This is a genomic window from Thermanaerothrix solaris (genome assembly GCF_032334255.1).
In the GTDB taxonomy this organism is placed as follows: Bacteria; Chloroflexota; Anaerolineae; order Anaerolineales; family Anaerolineaceae; genus Thermanaerothrix; species Thermanaerothrix solaris.
Map to the genome: position 1 here is coordinate 391,851 of NZ_JAUHMF010000002.1, position 18,334 is coordinate 410,184.

At 60.1% G+C, this 18,334-nt stretch carries 13 protein-coding genes; 6 read left to right on the forward strand and 7 right to left on the reverse strand.

What is annotated here, in order from left to right; genetic code table 11:
- Positions 1-2: 2 nt before the first annotated feature.
- Complete coding sequence (locus tag QYE77_RS09945; protein WP_315625253.1) at positions 3-473, reverse strand: carboxypeptidase-like regulatory domain-containing protein; 471 nt, start codon at positions 471-473, stop codon at positions 3-5.
- 151 nt (positions 474-624) lie between these two features.
- On the opposite strand from QYE77_RS09945, the gene QYE77_RS09950 reads away from it, so the two are divergent.
- Positions 625-2,037, forward strand: a complete 1,413-nt coding sequence (locus tag QYE77_RS09950; protein ID WP_315625254.1) for a hypothetical protein — start codon at positions 625-627, stop codon at positions 2,035-2,037.
- Between the two features lie 77 nt (positions 2,038-2,114).
- Here the strand turns inward: QYE77_RS09950 and QYE77_RS09955 are convergent, their stop codons facing one another.
- Genes QYE77_RS09955 through QYE77_RS09965 form a run of 3 tightly spaced genes read right to left on the reverse strand, consistent with a single transcriptional unit; the run spans position 2,115 to position 4,854 of the window.
- Complete coding sequence (locus QYE77_RS09955) at positions 2,115-2,948, reverse strand: class I SAM-dependent methyltransferase (protein WP_315625255.1); 834 nt, start codon at positions 2,946-2,948, stop codon at positions 2,115-2,117.
- Positions 2,949-2,950: 2 nt separating this feature from the next.
- A complete protein-coding gene (locus QYE77_RS09960) occupies positions 2,951-3,964 on the reverse strand; it encodes a hypothetical protein (RefSeq protein ID WP_315625256.1) in 1,014 nt (337 codons plus the stop codon).
- A complete protein-coding gene (locus tag QYE77_RS09965; RefSeq protein WP_315625257.1) occupies positions 3,961-4,854 on the reverse strand; it encodes a TIGR03619 family F420-dependent LLM class oxidoreductase in 894 nt (297 codons plus the stop codon). Before QYE77_RS09965 ends, QYE77_RS09960 begins: the two co-directional genes overlap by 4 nt.
- Before the next feature lie 231 nt (positions 4,855-5,085).
- On the opposite strand from QYE77_RS09965, the gene QYE77_RS09970 reads away from it, so the two are divergent.
- Positions 5,086-8,130, forward strand: coding sequence for a histidine kinase N-terminal 7TM domain-containing protein (locus QYE77_RS09970; RefSeq protein WP_315625258.1), 3,045 nt, complete (start codon positions 5,086-5,088; stop codon positions 8,128-8,130).
- Here the strand turns inward: QYE77_RS09970 and QYE77_RS09975 are convergent.
- Complete coding sequence (locus QYE77_RS09975) at positions 8,099-8,866, reverse strand: HAD-IIA family hydrolase (protein ID WP_315625259.1); 768 nt, start codon at positions 8,864-8,866, stop codon at positions 8,099-8,101. The two genes, QYE77_RS09970 and QYE77_RS09975, sit on opposite strands and share 32 nt — an antisense overlap.
- Before the next feature lie 178 nt (positions 8,867-9,044).
- Here QYE77_RS09975 and QYE77_RS09980 point away from each other — a divergent pair, with 178 nt between their 5' ends.
- On the forward strand, positions 9,045-9,704 hold the full coding sequence (locus QYE77_RS09980; protein WP_315625260.1) for a hypothetical protein: 660 nt from the start codon (positions 9,045-9,047) through the stop codon (positions 9,702-9,704).
- Between the two features lie 10 nt (positions 9,705-9,714).
- On the opposite strand, the gene QYE77_RS09985 is transcribed toward QYE77_RS09980, so the two are convergent.
- A complete protein-coding gene (locus QYE77_RS09985; protein ID WP_315625261.1) occupies positions 9,715-10,305 on the reverse strand; it encodes an O-methyltransferase in 591 nt (196 codons plus the stop codon).
- Between the two features lie 132 nt (positions 10,306-10,437).
- Here QYE77_RS09985 and QYE77_RS09990 point away from each other — a divergent pair, with 132 nt between their 5' ends.
- Entirely contained in the window at positions 10,438-12,147 is a 1,710-nt protein-coding gene (locus QYE77_RS09990; RefSeq protein WP_315625262.1) for a CapA family protein, read from the forward strand.
- A gap of 1 nt (position 12,148) precedes the next feature.
- Here the strand turns inward: QYE77_RS09990 and QYE77_RS09995 are convergent, their stop codons facing one another.
- Complete coding sequence (locus QYE77_RS09995; RefSeq protein ID WP_315625263.1) at positions 12,149-13,459, reverse strand: hypothetical protein; 1,311 nt, start codon at positions 13,457-13,459, stop codon at positions 12,149-12,151.
- Positions 13,460-13,885: 426 nt separating this feature from the next.
- On the opposite strand from QYE77_RS09995, the gene QYE77_RS10000 reads away from it, so the two are divergent.
- Entirely contained in the window at positions 13,886-14,356 is a 471-nt protein-coding gene (locus QYE77_RS10000; RefSeq protein ID WP_315625264.1) for a hypothetical protein, read from the forward strand.
- 6 nt (positions 14,357-14,362) lie between these two features.
- A complete protein-coding gene (locus QYE77_RS10005; RefSeq protein ID WP_315625265.1) occupies positions 14,363-17,917 on the forward strand; it encodes a P-loop domain-containing protein in 3,555 nt (1,184 codons plus the stop codon).
- Positions 17,918-18,334: the final 417 nt, after the last annotated feature.

Consider the following 18,334-nt stretch of genomic DNA (forward strand, 5'->3'; position numbering starts at 1 on the left):
CTTTACTGACGGGAGGTGTATTGTACCTTCAAAGTCCCAATGTCGAGGATTTGGTCTGCAGAAACCCTCCAAACTCGGGGTTGCCCATTTTCTTGAGCAACGATCGTGTAATTATTATTTTCAACATCTCCAACCACGAGTACATATTCGCCTGGGGAAATATTTAGGACAGTAAAGAAACCGTTTTCATCGGTTACGGCACCCGGGCTAAAGGCCGTATCCAGGACAAAAGCACCATTTTCGGAGGCTTGGGATTCGCGATAAACCTCGGCTAATCGAATCGTAGTGCCCTTAAGAGAATTCCCATTTAAGTCAAGCACCCGTCCAATGATGATGGCCTTGCCTGTTTCAGGGGAAGGTAAAGACTTTTCTTGATGTGAGATAGTACTGCATCCACTTAGCGTAATGACCAAAATAATAAAGAGAAAGGGTATTGATAAATAAGCCTGTGGTCTCAGTGTTTTTTGAACCATCGCGTTTATTTCTCCTAATTCATGCAATTACTGGAAAAAACTGTTTTTCCTCATTCCGACAAAATAATACTAAAGAGTTATTGAAACCGCAATCTCTCTTGGGCATAATCCATAACAGAACTATTGAAACATTTTGAATGGAGGGAAAGAAATGCGAAAGGTCATCTTAGTATTATTACTTATCGTGGGGTTGCTGTTAACCCCATGGAACACTTCATCGGTAATCGCAGCGGCCTATGGTACATCCTTTACCACATCGATAACCTATCAGAATGTGGGAAATGCCAATGCGAATATTACCATACTATTTTATCCCGAGGCGAACGGAAGTCCAATCACTATAACTAGGCCTCAATTGGCTCCAATGGCAGGTACCTCGATTTATGTGGGTAGCCTTTCTGAAATTGCCAGTGGCTTTAAGGGGTCAGCCGTAATTCAATCAGACCAACCTCTTGTAGCCACTTTGGTTCAAGTTCCACCCTCTGGCAGCAGTTTGAAAGCCAGACCATTATCGAATGCGTTTGCTAGTGGGGCCGCAGAAGTCGGGGTTCCTACCGTTCTGAAGAATACGTTTGGAACCAACTCTATCGTTGTAGTTCAGAATGTGGATACCGTGGCAGCCGATCTGACTTTGGATTTTGTCCCTACAAGTGGCTCCCCAATTCAGATTCCCCTCAATAATCTACCCGCCGGTGCGGCTAAGTACTATGACTTAGGCCAAATGAGCCAACTGGGAACTTCGTTTAATGGGGCTCTTAAAGTGACCGCGAAAAAAGCGGGAACAAACGATCCCGGTAACGTGGTGGCCACTTCAATGGAACTTGGTATTTCGGATAATAGAGCCTACGCATTTGAAGGGACAGCAGAAGCGGGTAGTAAGGTTTACATGCCATCAGCTTTATGCAAATACACAGCAGCCCAACAGACCACGGCCTATGCAGTTCAAAATGTATCCTCCGCTCCGGTTCAAGTAACGGTGAAATATAGTTCTGGCGCCATTGATGGCCCATATTCAATCTCCGCAGGAGGAAAACGAAGCTTTGATGGCTGTGCAGTCAATAGCCCAGGCTTTATAGGTTCCGCAGTTATTGAAGCAACGGGTGGGAACATTGTGGCGATTGGTAAAGTTTATGGCGGTGGCCTTTACACGGCTTTCCTTGGGTTTACAAGCGGGGCCTCAAAGGTGGCGCTTCCCTATGTTCGCTACACTCAAAGTGGTTGGACAAATGGTACGCGTCAACGGGCTTTCATTGCTATTCAGAACGTGGGGGAATCTGATCTGCCCGCAGGGGCAGTGAGTGTTAAATATTACGATAAGAACGGAAATTTGGTGGGTACCCATACACTCGGTGGAATTCCAGCCGGGGGGAAGGTGAACTCTAACGCTTCGATGATCGGCGCGTTAGGCAATGAGTTTGGCTATTACCCCGATGGTACTTTTGGCGGTTCTGCGGTGGTGGAGGGACCCGCGGGCAGTCAATTAGCGGTTGTAGTGCGAATTCAAACTTACGTTTCCTCCACTGAAGTACCAGGAGAGGATTACACGGGCATCCCTATACCATAAACCAAAAATGTTGCATCAGAGGGATAATAAATTTAACAGGGACTGTCTCAAGTAGGCGGTCCCTTTCTATTCCCCCCTCACTTCCCCGCGAGTAGGCCGAAGGCGTGAGGGGCGGGGGTGAGGCGTTGGAAGCCGGCCTGGCGCAGGCGCTGGCGCACCCGCGCGGTCACTGCCGCGCCGCTCTTGCTCGCCGGGTCGCCAATGTAGTGAAACATCCGCCCGCGCGGGCGTAACACCCGATATACCTCGGCATAAAATTCTTCCCGGTATAACTCACCCGCCAGGGCAAACGTGGGCGGATCGTGAATCACGCACGAGAACACCCCGCTCGCCAACGCCGGCAGGATCTCACCGCTGTCCCCGATCAAAATCTGGATGTGGGGGTGTTCAAACAACGGTTGCGACCAGGGGTTCTGGCGCGCAATCGCCACCACCGCGGGGTCGAGTTCAATGGTGAGCACCCATTCTGCTGTGCGCGCTGCGGCAATGGCCGTGTAACCCAGCCCCATACAAGTATCCAGTACCCATCCGCGTGGGTTCGCCACACGGATCTTGCTCAATGTATCCTGCCAGGGGTCAGTGCCTTTGATGCGGTGCATCGGGATGCCCGAAATGAGCAGAGTCGGTGCGGCCGGGGTGGGGTAGAGGCTGTAGGCGCGCCCGCTGCGAGCCGAAAAGGTCTGGATGCGCACCACCTCATCCCCGTCCAGGCGGTAGCATCCGCCGGGGTCTTCGGCTACGCGTTGCACCGCCGACCAGGGCAGTATCCTGCCATCGGGTAAGCGCACCCCTTCAGTTTCCAGGCGTACCTCGGCCTCACTGCGCCCCAAATCCAGCGAGGTGCGCAGGGTCTCCGCTTGCCCGCGCGCGGCTAACCATGCTGCCACCTGATAATGGGATAGCACGACCATGCTCACGGCTCCAGTGTGATCAGCCATGAGTTCAGCGCGACCGTGCCGGGGATGCGCGAATCGCTCTCCTGGCGCAGGGTCAGGCGTACTTCCGTTGGCCCGCTTACTGTATAAGGTACATACGCCTCAAACGGCACGTGGCTCAGATCTCCATAGGGCATGCCCGGGGTCACTTCCGCCGAACCGACCACACTCCCATCCGGTGCAATCAGTTCGATCAGGATTGGGCGGCTGGTCAGCGGACGCACCACCCCGCGCACGACCAACACCCCGCCGCGCACCGTCTCCCCTTCGCGCGGCGAACGCACCAGAAAAGGCTCCAAATCTACCCAGGGTGCTTCCAGCGCGTTGCGCCCCAATTGCTGCAGCACGACATCGGTGCTGCAAAGGTAGATGGTGCGCCCAAAGCGGTCGCGGGTGGAGAGCACCAGCCGTGCGAGTTCTGCCGGTTCCTCGATTTCAAAGGGGATTTCTGGGGCAATGTAGAAACGTCGCTCGCGATAGGCGCGAAAATCCAGCGCCTGTCGAACGAGGTAGCGCCCATCCGCGCCGATCAGATCCACATACACAAAACCGTCCTCGCCGGGGCTGATCAAAGCCTCCACTTGGATGGGTGAGATCAATTTGGAATACGGCCCAGGCCGGTTGATACGCATGAAGGGCGGGGGCGGGGTTGGAGTACGGGTGACGGTAGGCGTGCGGGTGATGTAACGCCAGCGCGTGGGCGAAGGCCGCCATCCCGGCGGATACGTGGGGCTGGGCGTCGAACTGGGGGTGGATGTCTCGGTCGGGGGGAGGGGGGTCAAGGTGGCGCTGGGCGTCGGGCTGGGCAGCGCGGCAAAGGGCAGGGTCGCTTCCCCCTTTGCTGCGGCGATGGGATTGGCCGGCGGTGGCGAGGGGGTTTCGGTCAGGAGAGGAGTGGCAATCGTCGGCGCAGGCAATCCGCTCTGGCAGGCTGCCAACCCGAGCAAGGTTCCCGCGACCAGTAATCCCCAGATCAAGGCAAGGCGTTTCATACGCTGTCCTTCCCGGTAGCACGAGGGGCAAAAGCAGGTAAGATGTCGGTAGCGAAGCGGCGCAGGGCGCGTTCCCGTTCGGCCTGGGTCTCAGCCTGAAAGGTGATCACCACCCCGGTCGCGCCGGCCGCTTGCAGGGCGCGCAGTTGCGCGATGACGGCTTCTCCATCCCCGCCCAGGTAACCCTCGGCCGGCGGGGGTTGGTCGAACGTCAGCCGGGTGCGCACGATGACGTCAAACGGCCGTCCGCCCAACAGCGGGCGCACGCGCTCCAGTGCCGCTGCCAACGCCTGAGGGGCCAGCGCATTCGGGTGCCAGCCATCGCCCAACCACACCGCCCGCCGCAACGCCCGCGGGGAATCGCCCGCAACCCACAGACGCGGCCCGCCGCTTTGCACCGGCGGCGGCGAAAACACCACCTGCTCAAAGCGGTAAAACGGCCCCTGATACGAGATCACCCGTCCCCCGCGCCACAGCGTGCGCAAGACCTTGATCGCATCGTCCATGCGCGCGCCGCGGTTGTGAAATTCGTAACCCAGGTTGGCATACTCCCCCGCCGACCATCCCACCGCTACGGCCAGGGTCACGCGGCCCCCGGAGAGCACATCCAGGGTGGCAATCTGCTTGGCGACTTCGAGCGGGTTGCGCTGGGGGAGCACTAGCGCGGAAACCCCTAGCCCAATGCGGCGGGTGCAGCCGGCCACATAGGCCAGGGTCGTAATGGCCTCAAAGATATGGCCAAAGCGCTCGGCATCCGCTTGGGGCAAGGCCAGATGATCGGGCACCCAAACGTGATCAAATCCCAGGCTCTCGGCAGCCAGGGCGGTATCCAAGATGTTCAACCGTGTGGCTTGCGGGCCATAAGAGGGGAGAGCCACCCCAAATTCCACGCCTTATCTCCTGTTGCCAAGGGTGTATCTGGCACGATTATAGCACGCTCCTTATTGATCCTTGAGCCTCCCTTACATAATCTGGGACCGCGGTATGATCATAAACGTCATAATGATATATAATCAGATCAACTCCACACCAACACACCCAAACCCCGGTCGGTGCTGGTGTGGCGAATTTGGGTTCACGCTTTTTGCCGACCTAGAACTGAGGCTTCAGAGATTGCACCTGTGACCTCGTGGTATTTCTCTCCCCCTTCTGTCTTGCTCTTGCTGGCTGCAAGTGTAGCGTTGGTTTTAGGGGGACTGGCCTGGCAACGACGTCCGGGACGCGGGGCAGCGCCGTTGAGTTTCCTCTTTTTCGGCTTAGCCATCTGGTTCGGTCTGTATGGTTTAGAATTGGCCAGCCGGCAGGAAGCGCTGGCCGTTGTGTTTTACCGCCTGGGCTACCTGGGCGTAACCCTGGTGCCGGCGGGGTGGCTGCTTTTTGCCCTCACCTTCACCGAGCGCCTGCCGCGGCGCGTGGGACTGCTCCTGGCGGGACTGGCACTAGAACCGCTTCTGGTACAAGTGGCGCTGTGGACCAATTCATCCCATCGCTTGTTCTTTACCGCCCTTGAGCGCATCTCGTGGGATGGGTTGGCGGTCCTGCATCCCACCTATGGGCCCTTGTTTTGGTTGCACGCGGTCTATTCCTATGCCTTGCTCCTGGCCGGCACGGTTTTGCTCTTGCTTACCCTGTGGCGGCATTCGGCGTACTACCGGGCTCAGATGCATTTGATCCTCGGGGCAATTGCCCTGCCTTGGCTGGTCAATTTGGTGCGTCTGTTAGATTTGCTGCCATCCTTGCCGCTGGATCTCACCCCTGTGGGTCTGCTTCTTTCCGGCATCATCTTGCTCTTTGGGCTGTACCGCACCCCACCCGGGGCGCTGACGCCGCTGGCACGCACCAAAGTGGTCGAAGTGACCGATGAGGGCTTGCTGGTGCTGGATGCCACAGGGCGTATCCTGGATATTAACCCGGCGGCCTGCCGTATGCTCCAGGTGCAGGCTGAAGCGGTGGTGGGTCGCCCGGCGCAGGTTGCCCTGGCCGTTTGGCCACAGTGGGCCGAATGGCTACACTCTCCGGATGCGGAATCGGCCGGCCTGGAAATACAGCCCAGCCCCGGCTGTTGGGCCGAATTGCATTACACCCCTGTCCGAACTCCCGAGGGGCAGCCGGTGGGTGCTTTACTCCGTTTGCATGATCTCACCCCCCGCAAACGCATCGAGCAGGCGTTGCGCGAAAGCGAAGCACGCTACCGCCGCCTGATTGAAGCCTCGCCCGAAGCCATTTTCCTGCTTGATGCCGAAGGGCGCTTCACCCTGGTCAATCCTCAGGCGGTACGCCTGTTCAAGGTGGAGAATGAGACCGCTTTGCTCGGGCGTTCCTGGTGCGAATTTGCCACCTCGGAAGATGCGCCGCGCTTAACTGCGACTCTGCGGGCTGTCATTCAGGAAGAGGGCATGCTTTCTCTGGATTATGTGGGTCAAACGGCCGCTGGCGAGCGCTTTTTTGCCCAGGCCACGTTGCTTGCCCTGCGCTTCCCGCACAATCACGAAGAACACCTTGAGATCATGGGTCTGGTGCGCGACATCACGGCCTTCAAGGCTGCGCAGGAGGAACTGCACTATGTGGCGCAGGAAGAGCGCCGGCAGCGCGAGTTGGCACAAGCCCTGCGCCAAGCCGCGCTCACCGTCACTGCCAGCCTGGATTTCAATGTGGTGCTGGAGCAACTGCTGGAGCAAGTGGCGCAGGTGGTGCCGTACGATTCGGGAAGCGTGATCCTCTTCCGCGACGATGGCAAAGCCTATGTGGCTAAAATGCGCGGCTATGAACAATTTGGCCCACATGTGGTTGAAGCAGTGCGCAACTTTGTTTTCAATCTTGAATGGGGGCAAAACTTCGTTTGGATGAGCGTTAACAAACAGCCCCTGATCATCGCCGATGTGTCCCAAGACCCCAATTGGATTGTCCTGGACGAGACCAGTTATATCCGTTCCTGGGTTGGGGCGCCGATTGTAGTCCACGGCGAGACCATTGGGTTCTTTTCGCTCGAAAGCACCCAACCCGACTTCTATCGTCCGGAACACGCCGAGATGCTGATGATCTTCGCCAGCCATGCCGGCATTGCGCTGGAAAACGCACGCCTGTTTGCCGAAGCCCAGCGCCGCGCGGTGGAAGCCGAGACGCTGCGCGAGGCCGCGGCTGCCGTGACTTCAGCGCTGAACCTGGAGCAGGTGCTGGATTTGATCATCGCCAACCTGCGCCGCGTGGTGCCGTATGATAGTTGCTCGGTCTTTTTACTTGAGAAGGGCTATGTGCGCTTGGTGCGGGGGGCCGGCTTTGAACACCTTGAGACGATCCTGGGGCACCGCTTCCCCTCGGGCAACCCGCTGGTGGAAGAAGCCTTTCGCACCGGACGCCCGGTGGTGCTCTACGATGCCCAGCAAGACCCGCGCTTTCAACGCTGGGGCGGCGCTGAACACATCCGCGGCTGGATTGGGTTGCCGCTGATCGCCCGCGGCCAACCGATTGGCTACCTGACCATTGATAGCCGCACCCCTGGCGCCTATACCGAGGAACATGCCCGCCTGGCCCAAGCCTTTGCCAACCAGGCGGCGATTGCGTTAGAGAACGCGCGTCTCTTTGAACAAGTACAGCAAGCGGCGATCACCGATGCGCTCACCGGTTTGGCCAACCGCCGCCATTTCTTCGATCTGGCACGGCGCGAGTTCGCCCGTGCCCGCCGCTACGGCTCGGCGCTCTCGCTCTTTATCTTGGACGTGGATAACCTTAAGATCGTGAACGATCAGGGCGGCCACCTGTTGGGGGACCGTTTGTTGCAAACCGTGGGGCACGCGATCCGGCATCAATTACGCCAACCGGATATTGCGGCCCGCTACGGTGGGGATGAATTCATCGTCCTCCTGCCCGAGACCACCCTGGAAAAAGCTGCCCACGTGGCCGAACGCATCCGGAGTCACCTGAGCCGCGAAGTGCTCCAGGCGGATGGCAAGACCTTCCCCATCTCAATCAGCGTCGGGGTGGCCGAATTGGAGGCCACTTGTCTGGTCCTGGACGATTTAATTGAGCGTGCCGACCGTGCGCTTTACTGGGCCAAGGCGCAGGGCAAGGGGTGCGTGGGGCTGTGGCACAACGGCGCCCCTACTCCCCCGCCCGGTGCGCCCAAACGTCAGGATATTAATCCAGCGGAATCTCCGCCACCGAGTTGAAGACTTGGTGGGGACGGTAGGGGAATTTCTCGATTTCCTCGCGCCGCGTGACGCCGCTCAGCACCAGGATGGTTTGTAATCCGGATTGGGTGCCGGCCAGGATGTCGGTATCCATGCGGTCACCCACCATGACCGTATCCTCGGAGTGCACGCCGAGGTAATTCAATGCCGAACGCATCATGAAGGGGTTGGGTTTGCCGATAAAGAAGGGGGCGCGTCCGGTGGCCCGTTCAATGAGTGCGGCCATGGCGCCGCAGGCAGGCACGATCCCGCCCTCGCCCGGGCCAGTGGGATCGGGGTTGGTGGCAATGAAGCGTGCCCCGGCCAGGACCAAGCGCACCGCCTTGGTGATGTATTCCAGATGGTAGGAAAACGTCTCCCCCAGGATGACGTAATCGGGGTCAATATCGGTCTGAATGTAGCCAACCTCGTGCAATGCCACCAGCAACCCGCTCTCGCCAATCACGAAGGCTTTTCCCTGCGGCTTTTGGGTGTGTACAAAGCGCGCCGTGGCTAACGCTGAGGTAAAAATCTGTTCTTTGGAGATCTCTAGGCCCAGATGCTGCAAACGGTGTGCCAAATCGGCAGGGGTGTACATCGAGTTGTTGGTCAAAACCAGAAACGGGATCCCCTTCCGGCGCAACCGCGCGATAAACGCATCGGCTCCCGGGATAAGGGTTTGCCCGCTGATCAGGACCCCGTCCATATCAATTAAAAATGCCTTGGCTGTGGGCATACTTCCCTCCCATCCTGGATGATGTAGGCCAAAAATTATATTTCGATTATAGCCGAAGATTGTATCTTCTCAAGTTGAACGGGTTGGTTCTGCAAAGCGAAAACTGAAAGCCAGGTGTAAACTCAGCCGTGAGAAAAACCGTCTATACTCCAATCAGCCGGGAAGGATTGGAGGACCGATGCCAAGGTTGCGTCGCCGATCGTGGTCGCGGGAAAGATTCTGGTTCGCCCTGCTTGCGGTGCTGATGGCGTTGGGCCTGGCCGCGCTGTGGTTCATCCCGCCCTGGCGGTTTGAGCCACAGGTGCACCTGATTCCTCTGGCCCTCGCCCCGGTTCGGCAGGCAGATTACCACGCCGAGCCCCACCTGGCGGCCATCCCGGCGGTCTCCCTCGACCTGATTCGCCAGGCCCTTCAGGAACGCCAGCCTCAGGCCCAAGCCGAGGCCGTACTGCGCCAACTGGAGACCCCTATCCCGACCGCTACGGCCAACCGTCCGTTGGTTTTGCCGGCCACGCCGACGGCATCGTCTTGGCCGGGGATAACAACGATGCCGGTAACGCTTACTCTGACCTCGACGCCCACGGTGACCCAGACGATGGCGCTCCCGACCTCCACCTTCAGCCCTACCGCAGAGGTTAGCCCGACTGCGGACCCACGCCCGACACGTACCCCCCAACCGCCACCGCCAACAGCGACGCCACTACCTACTTCAACCCCACTGCCGCCGAGCCCCACGCCGCGTCCGCCTACCGCGACCGCTCCGGCCTACCCGCCTCCGGCGACGCCTTTACCCTCGACGCCACCTACGCCTACTTTGAGGCCGTATCCCCCGCCATGAAAACGTTCGCTCACCCCTTGCGGCACAGCAGTAGCCCGCGATCCAACGGCAGCACCAGGGCATCTACCCGCGGGTCGGCCAAGGCGCGATCCACCAAGGATTGCAAGACCTCGCGGTGGCTGATCACGTTATCGGCAATCAGCCAACCGCCCGGGCACAAGCGCGGTACCACCAAGTCGTAGCACGGCGCGTAGAGGTCTTTCTCAGCGTCCAAAAAACAGAAGGCAATCTGCGCCAACGCCGGTAGATGCGCCAAGGCATCCCCTTCGATCACTGTGACCACGTCTTCTACCTGAGCAAGGTGAAAGGTCTCCCGCGCCAGGTGGACTTTTTGGGGATCAATCTCAAACGTGACCACCTTTCGCCCCTGGGAACGCGCGCCCAGGGCGATCCACAGGGTGGAGTAGCCACCGCTGGTGCCGATCTCGACGTAAGTGCCCGCCGGAGCGGCAGCGGCCATCAGTGCCAGGAAGCGCCCGGTATCCGGGGCTACTTGTCGTAAGCGCTGAGCAGTGGGCAGGCCCAAAGCGCGTTCGCGGGCATCGCGCGCTTCCAATTCCTGCATGCGGGCCTGCATGGCGGGTGGAATGGAATAAAACATGGTGTCCTCACCAAAAGAATTTAGGCCTATTTTATCCGTTCATTCGAAAAAAGTGAGGTCGGAGAACGAAAAGCATCCCTCATCATCGTCCCAACGGGGGTATAATCGGGGCGGTCATTGCGGCGAGGAACAATGCAGTTCAGACGGAAGTTCTTTCCTTCACGGCGCATGGTATATCGAGGGTTTGCGTTTGGGCTCCTCAGCCTGGCCCTGCTGGTGGCATGCCAGAACCCGGCTGGGGCTGCCCTGGCCGGATTACCTCAAAACCCTCCCCCCACCGTGACCCCGTTCCAGCCACGGCCGACGACCTCTCCCGTTCCCACGGCGACCTCACACCCGGCCCCGACGCTCTGGCTCGATCCGGCCTTGCCGCCCGACTTGCGTTCTCAGGTCAGGCTGCCGCCAGGCTGGGATTTCGCCCCCACCGCCGAGACGGCGACCCTGCGTTTGGCCCTGAGCGCTCCCCAGGATGCCCAGGGTTATTGGGTCTATGCGCTGGTCGGGCGCTTTCCTACCCTGGAGGACGAGGTGAGCGCAGAATGGTTGCGCCAGGTCTGGCAGGGGGCACAGCCGATGTCCTTGTGGATGGATGAAGCGACCCTGGCGGCCTTGAGTGCGGCGTGGGGAGCGCCGGCGCCCGGCGTTGTGCAAACCGTAGCCGCCGATGAGTTGGTTGAAACTCTGTGGGCGCACCCGGAGGCGCGGGGCATTGTACCTTTTGAGCGCCTGGAGCCACGGCTCAAGGTCGTTGCTGTGGAGGGTCAATCGCCCCTCCATAAGGATTTTAACCCGGCGCGCTACCCGCTGGCACTGCCCTTTGCCCTCCAGGGTGACGCGGCGGCGTTAGCGGCGTTTCAGTCGGCGGCGCAGGCGGCCGGGGTGACCGCGTTTCTCCCGACCGGTAACCGTGACCCTGCCAAATTGACCGTAGTAGCAGTGACCGGGGTAACCGCTATCGTGCGCGCGACCGCCTGGACGCTGGACGTGCGCGGCATAGATTACGCCATTCAAGAGATTGCACCGTGGTTGCGCGAGGCCGACATTACCCACATCAATAACGAGGTGGCTTTCCGTGAGAACTGCCCCCATGTCAACGATGGCCTTAACGCCCAGGGGGTGATCGTCTTCCCCTGCAGCGATAGCCGTTACCTGGCCGTGCTGGAAGCGCTGGGCACCGACGTCGTCGAGATGACCGGCGATCACTTCATTGATGCGCACCCCGAAGACGTGCTCTACACCTTAGACCGGTATCATCAGCGGGGGTGGCAGACCTACGGGGGTGGGGCAACCCTAGATGAAGGCTATCGTCCGGCCGTATTTGAACATAACGGCAACCGCATTGCCTTTATCGGCTGTAACGCTAAGGGACCGGGTTATGCCCAGGCCTCGGCCACTCAGCCGGGCGCCGCCTTATGCGATTTTGACCGCCTGACGGCGGCCATCGCCGATCTGCGTGCCGGGGGTTATTTGCCCATTGTCACGTTCTCGCATATTGAATACGAGACCTTTGCCGCCAATCCCCTGGCGGTGCGCGATTTTGAGCGCGTGGCTCGGGCCGGTGCGGTGATTGTCTCGGGCAGTCAGGGGCACCTCCCCCAGGCCATGGAATTTCACGCCGGGGCGTTCCTCCATTATGGCCTGGGTAACCTCCTCTTTGATCAGTGGAGCCTGGGGGCGCCGTTCGATCAGGCCTTCATTGACCGCCACGTCTTTTATGCGGGCCGTTACCTCAGTACCGAACTACTCACCCTCCGTTTTGAGGATTTTGCGCGCTCGCGTCCGATGACCGCCGAGGAGCGCCGTGCTCTGCTCGAGACCGTCTTCAGCGCCAGCGGGTGGTGACTCATCCTTCACCCAGGTCTTTCTTGAGAATATCGGCGGTCAGCGTCATGAGACGAACGACTTCGCGCAGAAGAGCCTCCTTTTGAGCCACCTGGGCGCGCAAGGCGTTGACCTCAGGCTCCAGATTGTGCAGGCGCCGGGCCTGTTCACGGCTCTGCCGCCAATAGGTGAGGCTGACGTCTCGCAGCAGGGCAATTTCATCCCTCGCCGTGGGTAAGGCATCGAGGTTAAGTTGCCAGCCTTCACGATGGCCCAATTCGGTTAAGGCGACCCGAAGGTCTTCCCAATTAGCAGGCGCCACGAAATGAGCCTGGGGAAAATTTGCCGCTAGTCGCTCGACCAAGTCGTCTATAGTGGCATCTTGCCAGCCGCTATAGCGCGCCATCAGGCGGTGCAAAAAGAGAAAAGTGCCCGTCACGCCCAGCAAAGCCGTCTTCAGCATGGCCGAGGAGGTGAGGCTGAGATAAACGCGTGGCAAAGAGATGCCTCCGGGACGTTGCATCTGGGCCCATAAGAGGAGGGCTTCCCAGGGACGGTCGGCGGCAGGAAAGTTGTTGCCCGCCCGCGTGACGCGGGGGTTGACCCAGGCCGGATGATTTTTGATTGCCAGGCGCACCGGACTGAAGAGCGCGGTTACCCTATCATCGAGCCAGGCATCTATTTCTGGCGGTAGCACCTCGAGGAGAGGAAAATACTGCCGAAAATATAGCGCCTCAGCCTGAAACGGTTCAATATTTTCTAAATCAAACAGGTAGTCAAAGCGCGTACGCAGGGTCGGATCGGCACGGCAGATGGATAAAAAATCGGCTAAATTTATCGCGCGCAGAGGGCACCACGGCGTTTCGGCGAACAATGCAGGCATGAGCAGCCAGATTTCACGGATCGCCTCGAAGGTGAAGCCCTGGGCCAACACAGTCCCATCGTGCTTCTGGGCCAGCCAGTCGGCAAAGCGACGCTGCGGGCTATACGTAAGTAATCCCTCGTCGGTCAGGATGACCGGCACACCCGCCGCATGGCTCCGCGCCATCAGCGCGTTGAAATGAGGAAAACCCCAGGTGAAGGTATGCAATGCAACGGCGCGCTGCAGCAAATCGGTAAAGAGGGGTTCATAGGCTGAAAGTGGTGCATCGGGTTCAATCAGGACCACGTCATCCCAAATGCCCAGAGCACGTGCCCGCTCCAGGTAGGGCAGGGTGCGGTTTGTCGCATAGAGCAAGAGAATTTTGGGGCTTTCGGCATAGGTGGTGGTGGCGAGGATGAACGCCATCAGCACATGATATTCGGTGCCGCAGGCAAAGAGAACGGCGGACATTGGCCCTCCCAGGTATGGAATCACTTAACTTTACCCCAAAGGCGCAGGCTGAGCAACGCCATCTACTGATCTTCGGACATGAGTTAGGACACCCAAATAAGAAGAAGCCTCCAAACCGATCAAATTGGTTGGTAACCATCAGCAACGCTTCGCTGACCCCATAACAGCCGACCAAGCCGCCGAAAAAGGATGCTTTAGCCTCATTTACTGCTGTTGTGCTCTCGACTGTCCTAAATCGTGTCTGAATTTCAGACGCCTAAGATTTGGTGGTTACTACTCCTTATAAATATAATTTCTTAAACACCAGCAATTCGCAAGCCGAGATTGCATTCATGATCACCGGTTGGCTATCTGGAAAAAAGGCCCTTCACAATACCTTTGACCTGCAATAATAATCCTCACTTGCCTGAATGAAAGGAGAATTTTATGGACCCATCTGATCTCGCCGCCTTTCTTGCGCCAGTCATGCCCTATCTCATTAAGGGTGGCATCGAACTCGCCAAGGCTGCTGCGGGGGAATTGGGGAAGAAACTCTCTGCCGATTCATGGGATGGTATGAAGAAACTGGTGGAGAAAATCCGGCAGAAGGCAGGCGACAAACCCGCCGCGGTGGACGCCTTGCAACGTGCCGCCGCCAGTCCCGATGACCCGCGCGTGCGCGATATGCTGGAACTCTACCTGGAAGAAATCCTGAAAGAAAACCCCGATCTGGCCGCAGAAGCGGCGCGCCTGCTTGGAACCAGCGTTTCCAGCAATGTGGAAGTCCGAGATGTCCACCGTGGCGGAAAAGTCACTGGCGTCAAAGTCAAAGGGGAAAGCCCTGATCGTATCGATAGCAACGTCAAAGCCAGGGATGTTTCCGGCGGGGTGACGGGGGTAGAAATCTCAGAGGACTGAGCCAGTATGCCAGGGGTTTCTTCGCTGCTACGAGATTTTGAAGACTACGCCCGCGGCCGCTTGAAAGACTTCACCGGCCGCGAATGGCTGGTTGAAGAGGTGCGCGAGTGGCAGAATCAGCCGGATGCTCCCCGCTTCCTGCTCATCACCGGTGAGCCGGGGATTGGCAAGAGCGCCTTCGCCGCCCATCTCTGGCTGAATCACCACCTGCCGACCGCTGTGCACTTCTGCATAGCCAACCGCGGCGGGACAGTGGAGCCAATCGTTTTCGTCGAATCCCTGCATGAGCAGTTGCGCACTACGGTGCCCGGCTTTACCGCGGCCTTTCAAGAAGTTGAGGAACGTCGCTGGCGTCAGAGTCGGCGACCCATCGAGGCACATGGCTACATCGAAACAGAAAATATTGAACCCGGCGCCGATGTCACCGCGGTCAAAATTATTGAGCGACTCAGCGATATACCGCCCGAACGCGCCTTCGATGTGGGCCTGCGTCAACCGTTGCGACTGCTGGCAGAGCAGGGGAAGTTGCCCCCCTTGACCCTGCTCGTGGATGCGCTGGACGAAGCCTGGCAGGCTTATCAAAACCACCCGAACATCGTGGAACTTCTGGCCGGAGCGGCTGATTTTCCCCCTCAGGTGCGCTTCATCCTGCTGGCACGCGATAAAAGCGAAATCCGTGAAACCCTGCGCCCGGTTTCGCCCAAAGTATTGCAGGCTGATAGCTCCGAAAACCAGGCCGACGTGATGGCCTACCTCAAGGATGCCTGGGCAAAGCAGCCACGTTTACGACAGGCCGTTCAGTCCCAGGGGAGAGAGTGGGATGCCCAGACCTTCGCCGAGCGCCTGGGCCGCCATTACGAATGGAATTTCCTGATTCTTTCTACCGTGCTGCCGCTGATTGCGGAGGGCAAAATACAGGATTTCGAACATCTGCCCGCCGTGTCCAGCCTGGATGAGTTTTATGCCTACCTGTTCACCACCCACATCGGGCGAAACTTCTGGGAGAACGGCGGCGCAGACCTGGTCGAGACTTTGCTGGCTCTTCAGGAACCGCTCACGTTGGAAGAGTTGGCCGAACTGCTGGTGTGCGAACCGCGGCCGCTTCACCAGCGCCTGGAACATCTCAGGCCGTTGCTCGACCCGGGCCTGAGAGAAAGCGGCCACTACTGGCGGTATCACTGGTCGCTGGCCGAATTTCTCTCCGATCGCCAGCGTGCCGTGACCTGGTGGTGCGACCTGCAGGCCGCCCATCGGCGCATTGCTGCGCATTTCCTGCAAGCCTGGGGTGGGCTGGATTCGGGCCTGCCCGGGCTTTCTGTGCCGGCCAGTGAGCAGAACCCATATGCCCTGCGCTACCTGGGACTGCACCTGGAAAAGGCGGGTGATTTTGATGCCCTGCAGCGCCTGCTCAACCTGGAACGGGAGGGCCGCAATCTGTGGTTTGTGGTGCAGGAAGGTCGCGGGCAAACGCACGTTTTCCTGCGCGACCTGCGCGCCCTGGGGCGGTTTGCCGCAGAGGAAAACCGCCATGCCACCGCACACGGCGAGCCCGCCCCGCGCCTGGGGCTGGAAATCCGCTGCGCGCTGATGGAAGCCAGCGTTCACAGCCTGGCGGCGAACCTCCCGCCGGAGTTGCTGGCGGCGCTGGTGGCACATGGGGTCTGGACGGCGTCGCGCGCGATGACCTATCTCCGTCAGATGCCGAGTGATTGGCAGCGCGCCCTGGTCCTGAGCGCGCTGGCGGAACGGTTGCCGCCGGACCTGCTGCCCGAAGCCCTGGCGGCGGCGCGGGAACTCCAGGATGAGGGTGAACGCGCCCTAGTCCTGAGCGCGCTGGCGGAACGGTTGCCGCCGGACCTGCTGCCCGAAGCCCTGGCGGCGGCGCGGGAACTCCAGGATGAGGGTGAACGCGCCGAAGTCCTGAGCACCTTGGCGGAACGGTTGCCGGATCTGCTGCCTGAAGCCTTGGCGGCAGCGCGGGAAATCCAGGATGAGGGTGAACGCGCCGAAGTCCTGAGCACCTTGGCGGAACGGTTGCCGGATCTGCTGCCCGAAGCCTTGGCGGCAGCGCGGGAACTCCGGGATGCGTATCGTCGTGCCCTAGTCCTGCGCGCCCTGGCGGAACGGTTGCCGGACCTGCTGCCCGAAGTCCTGGGGGCGGCGCGGGAACTCCAGGATGAGGATCGTCGTGCCGCAGTCCTGAGCGCGCTGGCGGAACGGTTGCCGGACCTGCTGCCCGCAGCCCTGGCGGCGGCGCGGGAAATCCGGGATGAGGGTGAACGCGCCCTAGTCCTGAGCGCGCTGGCGGAACGGTTGCCGGACTTGCTGCCTGAAGCCCTGGCGGCGGCGCGGGAAATCCGGGATGCGTATGCCCGCGCCGAAGTCCTGCGCGCCCTGTCGCCACATCTGCCGCCGGATCTGCTGCCCGAAGTCCTGGCGGCGGCGCGGGAACTCCAGGATGAGGATCGTCGTGCCCTAGTCCTGCGCGCGCTGGCGGAACGGTTGCCGCCGGATCTGCTGCCCGAAGCCCTGGCGGCGGCGCGGGAAATCCGGGATGAGGGTGGACGCGCCGGCGTCCTGCGCGCGCTGGCGGAACGGTTGCCGCCGGATCTGCTGCCCGAAGTCCTGGGGGCGGCGCGGGAAATCCGGGATGCGTATCGTCGTGCCCTAGTCCTGCGCGCGCTGGCGGAACGGTTGCCGCCGGACTTGCTGCGTGAGGCCCTGGCCGCCGCCATGGAAATCCACAATGAACGCTACCGCGCCGAAGCCCTGGTCGGGCTGGCCCCCCACCTGCCGCCGGACTTGCTGCGGGAGGCCCTGGCCGCCGCCAGGGAAATCAGGGATGAAGATGCCCGTGCCCGTGCCCTGGCCGGGCTGGCCCCCCACCTGCCGCCGGACCTTCAGGAGCGGGCGCTGCGGGAGGCCCTGGCCGCCGCCAGGGAAATCAGGGATGAAGATGCCCGTGCCCGTGCCCTGGCCGGGCTGGCCCCCCACCTGCCGCCGGACCTTCAGGAGCGGGCGCTGCGGGAGGCCCTGGCCGCCGCCAGGGAAATCAGGGATGAAGATGCCCGTGCCGAAGCCCTGGTCGGGCTGGTCCCCTACCTGCCGCCGGACGACGCCCTGGCCGCCGCCAGGGAAATCCGCAATGAATACTACCGCGCCGAAGCCCTGGTCGGGCTGGCCCCCCACCTGCCGCCGGACGACGCCCTGGCCGCCGCCAGGGAAATCAATGAATACTACCGCGCCGAAGCCTTGGTCAGGATGGCCCTCCACCTGCCGCCGGACTTGCTGCGTGAGGCCCTGGCCGCCGCCAGGGAAATCCGCAATAAATACTACCGCGCTCTTGCCCTAGACGCACTGGCCAAACATCTGGCTGACCAGCCACTTTCCTGGCTCTACCCCCTCTGGGCTGAAACGCTGCCCATCCTGGCCAGCCGCACCCGCACCGACCTGCTTTCCGATTTGCCTGCTCTGATCCCGCTCATCCACGCCTTGGGCGGCGAGCAGGCTATCGTTGAAACCTTCCGCGCCATCCAGGATGTGGGCCGCTGGTGGCCGTAAGACAATGGCTTGCCATTGCGCACCTGCCTGAGATGATGGGCCTGGTCGGAGCAACATACGTCTGGCTGCGCCGACCAGCAGTCCGTTGCCATGGATTGGGTATCCATCATTTACCAGAATAAACATGATACTCAAACGCTGGAAATAAACACCCCTGTTGTGGCTGTTCTTCGGACATAAGGTGGGCCGGGAGGATTGAAACAGCCTTGCAACCGAAAAACTCAGTTGGTTAAAACCAAGCGGCGAGGAGACTCCTATGCACAAGTAAAGCTCTCTTCTCGGTTTCATGCAACACATCTTTGGCAATCGTTGAATCGTCCGAAACGCGGTTGGAATCGGAGCAGCCAGGTTGGTGGCGCGCTCGCTGTGTTTGAGCGAGATTGCCGCTCACCTGTGCGGCAGCAACGAGGCCAATGA

What these genes read in the sequence shown, in the direction of transcription:
- QYE77_RS09945 (WP_315625253.1), bottom strand. Translation starts at nt 473, where the DNA reads ATGGTTCAAAAAACACTGAGACCACAGGCTTATTTATCAATACCCTTT.
- QYE77_RS09950 (WP_315625254.1), top strand. Translation starts at nt 625, where the DNA reads ATGCGAAAGGTCATCTTAGTATTATTACTTATCGTGGGGTTGCTGTTA.
- QYE77_RS09955 (WP_315625255.1), bottom strand. Translation starts at nt 2,948, where the DNA reads ATGGTCGTGCTATCCCATTATCAGGTGGCAGCATGGTTAGCCGCGCGC.
- QYE77_RS09960 (WP_315625256.1), bottom strand. Translation starts at nt 3,964, where the DNA reads ATGAAACGCCTTGCCTTGATCTGGGGATTACTGGTCGCGGGAACCTTG.
- QYE77_RS09975 (WP_315625259.1), bottom strand. Translation starts at nt 8,866, where the DNA reads ATGCCCACAGCCAAGGCATTTTTAATTGATATGGACGGGGTCCTGATC.
- QYE77_RS09980 (WP_315625260.1), top strand. Translation starts at nt 9,045, where the DNA reads ATGCCAAGGTTGCGTCGCCGATCGTGGTCGCGGGAAAGATTCTGGTTC.
- QYE77_RS09985 (WP_315625261.1), bottom strand. Translation starts at nt 10,305, where the DNA reads ATGTTTTATTCCATTCCACCCGCCATGCAGGCCCGCATGCAGGAATTG.
- QYE77_RS09990 (WP_315625262.1), top strand. Translation starts at nt 10,438, where the DNA reads ATGCAGTTCAGACGGAAGTTCTTTCCTTCACGGCGCATGGTATATCGA.
- QYE77_RS09995 (WP_315625263.1), bottom strand. Translation starts at nt 13,459, where the DNA reads ATGTCCGCCGTTCTCTTTGCCTGCGGCACCGAATATCATGTGCTGATG.
- QYE77_RS10000 (WP_315625264.1), top strand. Translation starts at nt 13,886, where the DNA reads ATGGACCCATCTGATCTCGCCGCCTTTCTTGCGCCAGTCATGCCCTAT.
- QYE77_RS10005 (WP_315625265.1), top strand. Translation starts at nt 14,363, where the DNA reads ATGCCAGGGGTTTCTTCGCTGCTACGAGATTTTGAAGACTACGCCCGC.